This is a genomic window from Erwinia oleae, from assembly GCF_000770305.1.
GTDB lineage: Bacteria > Pseudomonadota > Gammaproteobacteria > Enterobacterales > Enterobacteriaceae > Erwinia > Erwinia oleae.
In genome coordinates, this window is record NZ_JNVB01000022.1 from 40364 (window position 1) to 50759 (window position 10396).

Below are 10396 nucleotides of genomic sequence, written 5' to 3' on the forward strand. Positions count from 1 at the left end.
CTTTCAGTTTGTCTCGCGCGGCGTGGCGGGCGCGTCCTGATTCAGCGCGTTCAGCAGCGTATCCACCTCCGGCGACACCGGACTGCGGCGCAGCACGCCGCACAGCATGTAAACCGCGAGCGAGGTAAGCACCGGCGAGGCGACGACGGTGGCGGTGGTGACGTCGGCCAGTAAAAATTTCACCGTGAAAAAGACCGAGACGCCGCAGGCCCACGATGCGATGGCGGCGGTGCTGCCGCATCGGCGAAACCACGGCAGCAGCCCGAGCAGCATCGGAATCGAAATGGGGCCGACCAGGCCGCCAAACCAGATAATCAGTAGCGACAGAACGCCGCCGAAGCGCCCGGCATTCAGCGCAATAACCAGCGTCAGCAGGATAAACAGCGTGGTGGTGATACGTGCCGCCAGCAGCGAAGGCGTGCGCTGCGAGAAATAGCGCGGCAGCACCACCGGTAAAATATCGCGTGTGACCACGGCGGTGATGGCGTTGGCGTCCGACGACGTCATCGACAGCGTATGAGTGAACATGGCGACCAGCACCAGGCCAGTCAGCCCTTCAGGCAGCAGATCCATTGCCATCACCGAATATGACCGTGACGGATCGGCCAGATCGGGATAGAGCAACGGCGCGGCCCACATCGGATAGAACAGCACCAGCGGCCAGAGCAAATAGAGCGCAGCGGAGAGCAGGGCTGCCTTGCGCGCCGACTGACCGCCGGGCGAGGCGATAAAACGCTGCGCCAGATTCCAGGTGCCGCCGTTGTAGCTCAGCGTGTAAATAATGAAACAGGCAAGAATAAAGCCTGTCGTGTAGGGTTCCTGCACAATAGTGGTGTGCTGCGGCGGCAGGCGATCCCAGATGGTCAGCAGTTCGCTGAAGCCGCCGAGGTGGATGGCGACCGCAATCACCATCACGATGGCGGCGACAAACTGCACAATAAACTGGCCGAAGTCGTTACAGGCATCGGCCCACAGACCGCCCATTACCGAATAGAACAGGCTCAGCGTGCCGGAAATCAGGATGCCCATCAGCGGTGAAAAGCCGGTAAAGACGTTGATGATCACCGCGATGGCTGCCCACTTTGCGCCGACGTCAAACACCTTCAGCAGTACGCCGCTCCAGGCCAGCACCTGCTGCGTCGACACGTTATAGCGGGTGGCGAGGTATTCCATCGGTGATTCAATATTCATATGAATACGCAGGCGCGCCCAGCGTGGCGCAAAGATCCACGCGCCAAGCAGCACGGCGATGGAGATGGGAAACGCCCACCAGAAGTAGATGGTGATCCCCGATTTATAGGCGACGGCGGCGTAGGCCACAAACACCGCCGCGCTGTAGCCGGACATATGGTGAGAGACGCCGGAGAGCCACCAGGGCATTTTTCCACCTGCGGCAAAAAAATCTTTTGTGCTGCCGATACGCCGCATCGCCCAAAACGTAATGCAGACAATCATGATGGCATAGAGAGCCATTACCCCGTAATCAAGCGCGTTCATAGCAAACCCCACAGTGGTCAAATCAGATTGCCGGTCTTACCGCTCACCGACGGACAGTGTCACGTGCTCTCACAACTCAGTTGATTACTTTTTAATTAATCCTAAATTAGGACAAATTAAAAATAGCATTCTCTTATTGTTCGAAATGTGTGCAGCATCACTGTTTTCTTTTTTTAATTTCCTTTTTTTCCCAAAAAAGGAAACGAAGCCGGGAACCGTCGGTGGCGCCTCACCACACATAAACACGCACGGAGTGTAAAATCATTCAGGAGAGAACATTGTGTCGTTTGTGACCAGGAATTTTATTTCCGCATTTGGCCTGCACAATACTCAACGCGCCAGCAGTGCATCTTCAACGCAGCGGGGACAGGGCGTTCTTGCCCAGCAGCCCGCAGCACCACGACAATCGGGCGGGGGAACGCCGATCGCCACGGCCGGCGAACACACCTTCGCGCCAGGCGAGGGATTGCACCAGGATCGCGGGACGCGGGCCACCGCCGGCGATCGCTTTCGCGCCTTTATCCACAAGCCGCTTTTTCGTAATAAAAATGCCTCTTCACGTCCATCCGCGCCCGCGGATGAAACACACAACATTGCCATGCGCACGCTTAGCACGCCCGCGCCACAGCTTCAGCTTAATCTGCCCGATCGTGACACGGAAGGATTAGGCCAGGCGCTCGACCGGGTATGGAGTGAGGCTTCCACCGCGTCACCCAACAGCGAAGACGGTGCCTCGCTGCGTCGCTTTGATTCATCGCGCCGTGAAGACAGCCCGCCCGATTCGGCGCGGAGCAGCACCCGCGACGGATCGCGCGCATCGGGCGAAACGTCCAGCGCGTCCCTTCGCAGCGAAGACGGCGGCTCGCTGCGTCGCTTTGATTCATCGCGCCGTGAACACAGCCCGCCCGGTTCGGCGCGGAGCAGCGCCCGCGACGGATCGCGCGCATCGGGCGAAACGTCCACCGCGTCCCTTCGCAGCGAAGACGGCGCCTCGCTGCGTCGCTTTGATTCATCGCGCCGTGAACACAGCCCGCCCGGTTCGGCGCGGAGTAGCGCCCGCGACGGGTCGCGCGCATCGGGCGAAACGTCCACAGCGTCCCTTCGCAGCGAAGACGGCGCCTCGCTGCGTCGTTTCGCATCGTCGCAGCGGGAGGCCAGCCCGGTCAATTCTGAACGGAACGGCTCGCGCTCAGTCGCGTCCAGCCAGCGCGCCTCCAGCGAAGTATCTACCGCCGCGCCCAACAGCGAAGACGGGATAGAACTGCGTCGCTTTGGTTCTCCGCGCCCGCCCGTCACCCAGGCTGCCATGCCGCGCAACGAGGCGGCGGTTAAACTACGCCTGGACGAGGGTAAAGCAACCCTGCTCCGTGGGCCTGCCATACGGGTTGAGCTGCTGAAGCAAACGATCGGACGTGATAAGCAGCACTACCAGGACATCGCGTCAAGCAGCGATAACCAGCAGCATATTCTGCTGGAGGACAGCGGCAGGCTGCTCGCCGTTCACTCTTCCACTGATGCGTTGACGGGCGTTGCCTCCAGTAAAATAGAGGGAAAATGGCAGCGCACCCCGACGCCCGGATTGGCGTCCTCGCGTTCCACTCAAAGAGGAGCAACCGATCACACGCTGAAGCTCAGCAATGACAACAACCAGGTCGAGGTCAGTCAAAAGGGCGTGCATACACGCGTTCCTGCCAAAATGAAACTGCCTGACGCTGCCATTTTGAGCCAGCTCACCGGCGTGTATGCTCAACAGGACGGGAAACAGTCGTGGCGTATTCATGACAAAAAGGCCTATCAGATGGCGCCGGGCGGGGAAGCATGGAAAGTTGCCACGCCGCCCGGCCTGGAAGCGGATAAAGATATCGCCCAGCTGAGCCGACAGGGCGACAACCAGCTCTATTGCGTCCACGACAGCACCCGGCTTTGCAACCTTGAGACGCACATCCACAGTGAAAAAATGGACGACAAGATCGGCAAGGCTGCCGTCGCGCCTGACGGTAAGGCGCTGCTGCTGCTTAAGAACGAAACCACGCATAAGCAGAGCCTCACACTGCTTCCCCGGCTTGATGCACCGGCGAACATGCATCAGACGCTGACCGTCAAACCAGCAGATATCGAACTGGCCGCCATCGTCCAGGATCAAAGCCACGTTTTTGCCGCCGATTATCAGGGTAAACTGCGGGTGGCCAGCCATGCCGATGAGAGCGGCGAGCTGAAATTCAGTGAGGGTGAAGCGCTAACCTTACAGAATCGCCTCAACAATCAGATAAAAAACGTGGTTGGCGACACGTTTCACGTGGAGGACGTGGTGCATGGCGACGATCGCCAGCTTCACGTTATCGTTAAGGATCGCCAGGATCGCAAACATGCGATTGCCTTAAATCATCCGCACGATATACGGCACGTGCCTTCGACATGGAATCTGAGCGACAGCATGGTCATGGATTTTCAGAAAGGGCTGCCGCAGTTAAAACCTGAACCACAGGATACGGTAAGCGTGGGGCAGGGCGGCCTGGTGACGCTACATGACGATAAAATACACTTTTTCAACGACACCACCCAAAACTGGGAGGCGACAGAGGTTAAAGCGAAAGCGGTACGCTGCGGGCAGGATGGTCAGGCCTGGATACGTACCGAAAGTAACGAATTGAAACGGCTGAAGATGAACTTCACCAGCAACAAAATCAATGCTGAACAGAACGCGTTTGCCCTGAGCCAGGTGAAAAAAAGCTTCAGTGAAGATCTTGCCATGGCCGGACTGGATAAAAACCTGGAACTGGTGGCGATCGGCGCGCTCGATAACGGCCGCTTTGCGGCGCTGGAAGAGAACGGCAACCTGCATATCCGCCACGTTAATGCCGACAACCGTCGCGATCGCCAGGCGCCTGTTGATATCAACCATCAAAGCCTGCAACAGGCGATGATCGGCGCAGAAACGCGAGGCAGTAAAAAACAGGGGCCGGTCGAGGCGCATAAAGCCAAAGATATGGCGATTGGCACGGACAACAGCCTCTTTTTGCTCAGTGATAAAGGCAAAATATTCAGCGTTGCGCAGGCGGACTGGCTGAAAGGCGACCTCAGCAAAATGAAGATGGAGGCGCTTCCTGCAAAAATCGGCAATAACGCCAACCTCGAAGATACGATCGCCGACAAATTTATTGTCAATCAGCGCAACCGCTTACTGGCTAAAACCACTGACGGTAAGCTTATCGCCTGTGAGAGAGATAACGATAAAAAAACCACCAAATGGAAAGAGATTAATGAGAAAGACATTTTTCCTGCCGGGGATGGCAAAAATTACGCAAGAAAATATTACGATCGTATCAGTTCTGCCACGCCCGAGGGGCGGGTGGGGACATCCGGCCTGACTTACAAACAGGAAGTTAATACTTTCGGTCAGACCGGCCACGATGGCTATAAAGTGCACACGCCGTTCCGTACCCGCCTTAACACCTTTGTATTTCGCCCGGTGGTTCACGGCCGTCCGGTAAAGAATATGGTGGATCTGATGCAGCACAGCTACGGCGGACGCCAGGGATTGAACGCTATCTATCAGGAGCAGGGTAAACAGCTTAACGCGCTTGAACATCACCTCGCCCATCCTCCGCGACGCATCGACGACCAGCCGCTGGATGAGCAGATTTCCGCCCTGTCGATTGCAGGCGCACCGGCATGGCTGGCCGAGGTGCAAAGCTTTAGCACCGTGCTGGCGGAGAGTGCGGCGCGTCATGCAACGCAGTTGAAAGATCACTACGGGCAGGATAAAAATGAGGTCAGTAAAGGGTTCACTGCGATGACCAATCACCTGAACCCGGCCAGCACCCGCAACGGCGAGTTAACCGATAAACTCACCCGGCTTTTTGGAGAGTATCCGGCCAGCAATAAAAAACACGCCCATGCGGCCCTGAATACCTTGCACACCAAAAACGTCAAACTCTCCCATCAGAAAGCGGGGAACGTGCCGCTGGGGCTGCATCGCGATAAATACGATGAAACGGGACTGATCAAATCGCGTCTGATCCTCGACGGCGTGACCTCTGCAAAGCTGCACGACTTAACCTTTCGGGTGGGCGAGGCAATGAAAAAGCAGGGCGAGGCGAAGACGAAAGAGCTGGCGTCGCTGGAGAAAGAGTTTACCGCGCTGCGGGATAACGGCTGGATGGATAACCCGATCACCCGCATCACGCGGCAGGGCTTTGGCGACAATGACCGGCTGGAGGCCAACTACGACGCCATGAAAACCATGATGAGGGCATTCAGCGAGGAGAACCACGCCGTCAGCGTCACCGCGCGTACCGTCACGCGCTCCGCGAATAATACGGAGCTGGCAGAAAACCTGCGAAAAACCATTCTGTCGATGGAGAAGGATGAAAGCATCTCGTTCAGCCGCGCCTACGGCGTGACCAGCACCGTGACCGGCGTGCCCAGCATTCCCGGCAACGAAGTCTTTGTCGGCGTTGGCGGACGCGGGAGCCTGGACAGAGGTTATAACCTCAGCCTGACGCGTAGCGAAGGCGGCATCAACGTCAGCTTTGGCCGCGACGGCGGCGGCAGCGTGACGGTGATTGGCGGCGCGGGTTACAACATTCTCACCGATCATATGAAAAGCCATCCGGTACACATCGACAGCAAACGCGAGCTCTCACCGGGGGTACGCTTCGGCGGTGGTATCTCCGTCACCCCGCTGGATCTGAAAAAACAAAACGGCGTCAGTTTTGAAATTACCGAAGCAGAGTTTCCGGCATTTATTCAAGGTCTGGCCGAAGGAAAACTCGATCCGCTTTCGCTGCTTGACCGCGGCATCAACCATAGCGTCAGGCATGGTAACGTGATGAGCGTGAGCCTGGACGCCAACCTGGCCGGTATGGCCTCAGTGGGTCTACCGTTCACCTCTAAGGCTGAAAAAGAGACGCCCGCAAGCTTTCGCGCCGGCCTGGGAGGTTATATGTCGGCAAACCTGGCCTACGCATCACGCGAACGCGAAAGCAGCCGTAAAGAAGACGGTAATGCGAAAGGCCGCAGCAATAATCACCTTCAGGCCTTCAACAGAGGGGCAATCGGCGGTAACTTTGCTTTGCCGACCGGCGTGATTATCCAAAACGATAAAGGCCGCATGCCCGTTTTCTCCGGGCCGGCGGCCAGTATCCAGCGCAGCGTGGACAGTACCACCAGGCACAATCTTTCTATGGGGACCAAAGTTCCCCGACCGCTGGCAGGGACAGATATGGATAAGCTGACCGAGTCGATGGGTAAAAGCTTCACCGATCCCAAAACGGCAAAGCTGATGGAAGATTTAAAAGATCCGAAGAAAGACGAAGACAAAACGGCGATGACGCCAAAGCAGAAGCTGGACAGGCTCGACGCGCACTTTACCCCGCGCAATTATGACAGCCGTAACAATGCGCAGCGGGGCGCGCTTCGCGATCTTGATAAGCATATTCGCCAGCAGAAAGCATGGGAGGAGGGCAACCTCCTGCTGGACAGCGGTGAGCACAAAGTCACCTTCTCCAACATGAACAAAGTGACCGGCGACAGCCTGAAAGACAACCTGGCGAAGCTGCTTGGCGGCCTGCTGGCCTCTGAAGCGGTAGAAAAGGTGATTCAACTGGCGGAAAACGACGAGCGGCTAAAGGAAACGCTGTCCTCGCTGAAAGACAATACCAGCGCCACGGCGGTAGTGACGCTTGAGATGAAAGATGACGCGCGCGACGATCTTGAAGATCGGCTGTTGAACGGCGGTAAGGTGCCGGATGATTTGAGCCAGGAGCTGGTCGATTATTCAAAAATGCGCGTCAAATCGATCGATTTCACTAAAACCCAGACCAAAAGCGATGGTTTTGCCACGCCTGCTTTCCTGCTGGGCGGCTCAAACAGCGCTTCGGTGGCGATGAAACGCAGCCTGGGGAAAATCAGTTTCAGCTACGGCAAGGATCAGGATCTCCCGACCGGCTACACGCTGGATGGCCGCATCGCCAAAATCAACGACCGTCTTGCCGACACGCTGCGTCAGGCACAGCAGGCTGACTTCGTGCTCAGGTAATCCCTCAAGGAGAAAAAATGTCCATCACCGATAGCGTTAATCAGTACCTTGCCGCCTGGGGACGTCGCCACAATACGACGCTCAGCCTCAACGACGGCGTTTGCGCGCTGGTCAACGGCGACAGGCAGGAGGTGGCGGTGGTTGAACTGCCTGCCGACAGCGACTGTGTGCTTTTTCACTGTCAGTTAGAGAATATGCAGGCTACCGCGTCAGAAAATCGTCTGCGTATGCTGCTGGCGCTGAATTTTGAGATGAACGCCATGCGCGGTTGCTGGCTGGCACTGGACGGAGACGACTGCCTGCGGCTGTGCAGCCAGCTCTCCGTCAGCGGGCTGGACGCGCGCACCTTCAGCCAGATGCTGGAGGGGTTTATCACTCAGGCGCAGGAGGTAAGCGAATTCCTCAATGAGATCCGCGAGGCAGCCTGACGCACGCATCACAATCCATTCATAATGTAATGAAAGCGCTAAGGAATGATAAAGTACCGTAAAATAAAGGGTTTTAGGACAAGGAGTGGTATTTTTTCAGTAAGGAGTGAACGATAGTGAGCCTCAGCGGCGTACCTGAAGCCGCGTGAAAATTGAGGATATCACCATGAAAAAGACCACTGTGGCATTTCTGATTGCGGCTGTTACCGCAGGTTTTTCCGGCGTAACGCAGGCTGAAGGGCCTCCGGGCCAGCCGCAGTTCAGGCATCAGGCGCAGGGTGGCCACGACGCCAGTTCGGATCGTGGTGGCCCGCGCGGCGACAGTCGTCACGACGAGCGCCGTCATGACGACCGCCATTATGCGTCACGCGACAGTTTTGCGTGGCAGGGGCAGGATTTCCGTCGCGGCCATCGTTTGCCTGCGCATTTCGACAGCGCGCCTTACCGCGTTAATGACTGGCGCGACCGTGGCCTGGGCGAACCACCGCGTGGTCAGCACTGGGCGTATATCGACGGGAATTACGTGCTGATCGCTGCCGCGACCGGTGTAATCACCTCAATCCTGTTGCATAACGCCCTGTAATACAGGTGAAACGGCCGCCTGTTTCTCGCGCACAAAATCGATAAATGCCTGAAGCGGCGCGGGGATCAGGCGGCGATCCGGGTAATAGAGCCACGGGCCGGAGAAAGTAAGCCACCACTCCGGCAACACCGGCACCAGCCTGCCGCTGTCGAACGTCGGTTGCAGCCACTGCTCAAACAGATAGATAATCCCGCCGCCCGCTATCGCCGTTTCCACCCCCAAATCTACCGCGCCGCCAATGCTGACCAGCAGCTGTCCGCCCGGCTGCACGTTGACGCTTTCGCCCGCTTTCTCAAACTCCCACTCCGGCACAATGCCGCTGGCGAAGCGCCCCTGAATACAGCGATGGTGTATCAAATCTTTGGGATGTTCAGGGCTGCCGTGTCGCGCAAGGTAATCAGGCGAGGCGGCGAGGGCAAAGCGTTGTTCACGCGGGCCGATGGGAATGGCGATGACGTCCTGCTCCAGCCGTTCCTCGTAGCGAATGCCCGCGTCGCAGCCGTCGCGGAACACATCCTGCACGTTGCTCTCCGCCACCACATCGAGCCGGATATCCGGATAGCGGGCGAGGAAACCAGGCACCAGCGCCGGTAATACCAGCCGCGCCGCGCTGATTGGCACGTTCAGCCGCAGCGTTCCGGCAGGCGTATCGCGGTAGCGGTTAATATCATCCAGCGCAGATTCCATTTCATTCATGGCAGGAAGCAGTCGCTCCATCAGCATTCTGCCCACCTCGGTGAGCGCCACCGTGCGCGTGGTGCGGTTGAACAGCCGCACGCCCAGCTGCTGCTCCGCGCGGCGTACCGCGTCGCTGAGGCGAGAAGGGTTGCTGCCGGTAACGCGCGCCGCTTCGCGAAAACCGCCTGCCTTTGCTACCGCCACCACCGCATGCAACAGGGCCATATCCAGCTTCATTGTGCGTCTCCTCGTACAGCGTGTCATGATTTTGCCGGATAGTGACACAGCCTGACGCCCTGTACAATCATTGAACACTCACTGAGGAGGTCTGCGATGTCGGAACATACACTTTCCTGGACGTTGGGCGATCGTACAATCAGCCGGATGGGCTACGGCGCCATGCAGTTGGCCGGTCCCGGCGTTTTTGGCCCGCCAAAAGATGAACAGGCGGCGGTGCAGGTGCTGCGCGATGCCGTCGCGGCTGGCGTGACAATGATCGATACGTCCGATTTCTACGGCCCGCACGTGACCAACCGCCTGATCAAAAAGGCGCTGCATCCCTATGCCGATACGCTGTGCATCGTCACCAAGGTGGGCGCGAAGCGTGACGAGCAGGGCAACTGGCTGCCCGCATTTTCCGCCAGTGAGCTGACCCGCGCGGTGGAGGAGAATCTGGAAAATCTGGGGCTGGAGACGCTGGAGGTGGTTAACCTGCGCAGCATGCTGGATATGGCGAAGCCGGTTGAAGGGTCGCTCGACGCGCCACTGCGCGCGCTGCTGGCGTTACAGGAGCAGGGGCTGATCCGCCACATCGGCCTGAGCAACGTCACCGCGAAGCAGGTGGCGGATGCGCAGGCGATCGCGCCGATTGTCTGCGTACAAAACCTCTACAATCTGGCGAACCGGCAGGACGACGCGCTGGTTGACAGCCTGGCCGCCCGGGGGATTGCTTACGTGCCGTTTTTCCCGCTCGGCGGTTTTTCGCCGCTTCAGTCGGCGGCGCTGAATGAGGTCGCGCACTCGCTGAACGCCACGCCGATGCAGGTCGCGCTGGCGTGGCTTCTCCAACGCTCGCCCAACATTCTGCTGATCCCTGGCACCTCATCAACCACCCACCTGCGTGAAAACCTGGCGGCGGCGGATCTGGTTCTGCCGGAAGCGGCAGTGAAA

Annotated in this window: 6 protein-coding genes; 4 read left to right on the top strand and 2 right to left on the bottom strand. The window is 58.1% G+C overall.

The window, feature by feature from the left end; genetic code table 11:
- Positions 1 to 3: 3 nt before the first annotated feature.
- Entirely contained in the window at positions 4 to 1497 is a 1494-nt protein-coding gene (locus GS12_RS09260) for a sodium:solute symporter family protein (protein WP_034946188.1), read from the bottom strand.
- A 280-nt stretch (positions 1498 to 1777) separates the two neighbouring features.
- Here GS12_RS09260 and GS12_RS09265 point away from each other — a divergent pair, with 280 nt between their 5' ends.
- The 3 genes from GS12_RS09265 to GS12_RS09275 all read left to right on the top strand — a co-directional run bounded on the left by GS12_RS09265 (position 1778) and on the right by GS12_RS09275 (position 8548).
- A complete protein-coding gene (locus tag GS12_RS09265; protein WP_034946191.1) occupies positions 1778 to 7537 on the top strand; it encodes an AvrE-family type 3 secretion system effector in 5760 nt (1919 codons plus the stop codon).
- A gap of 17 nt (positions 7538 to 7554) precedes the next feature.
- A complete protein-coding gene (locus GS12_RS09270) occupies positions 7555 to 7965 on the top strand; it encodes a type III secretion system chaperone (protein WP_034913195.1) in 411 nt (136 codons plus the stop codon).
- Positions 7966 to 8131: 166 nt separating this feature from the next.
- Positions 8132 to 8548, top strand: a complete 417-nt coding sequence (locus tag GS12_RS09275; protein WP_034946222.1) for an RcnB family protein — start codon at positions 8132 to 8134, stop codon at positions 8546 to 8548.
- Here the strand turns inward: GS12_RS09275 and GS12_RS09280 are convergent.
- Positions 8522 to 9463, bottom strand: a complete 942-nt coding sequence (locus tag GS12_RS09280; protein WP_052118410.1) for a LysR family transcriptional regulator — start codon at positions 9461 to 9463, stop codon at positions 8522 to 8524. The genes GS12_RS09275 and GS12_RS09280 overlap by 27 nt on opposite strands.
- A 96-nt stretch (positions 9464 to 9559) precedes the next feature.
- Here GS12_RS09280 and GS12_RS09285 point away from each other — a divergent pair.
- Positions 9560 to 10396: aldo/keto reductase family oxidoreductase (locus GS12_RS09285; protein ID WP_034946194.1), on the top strand; the 837-nt coding region annotated here is incomplete at its 3' end.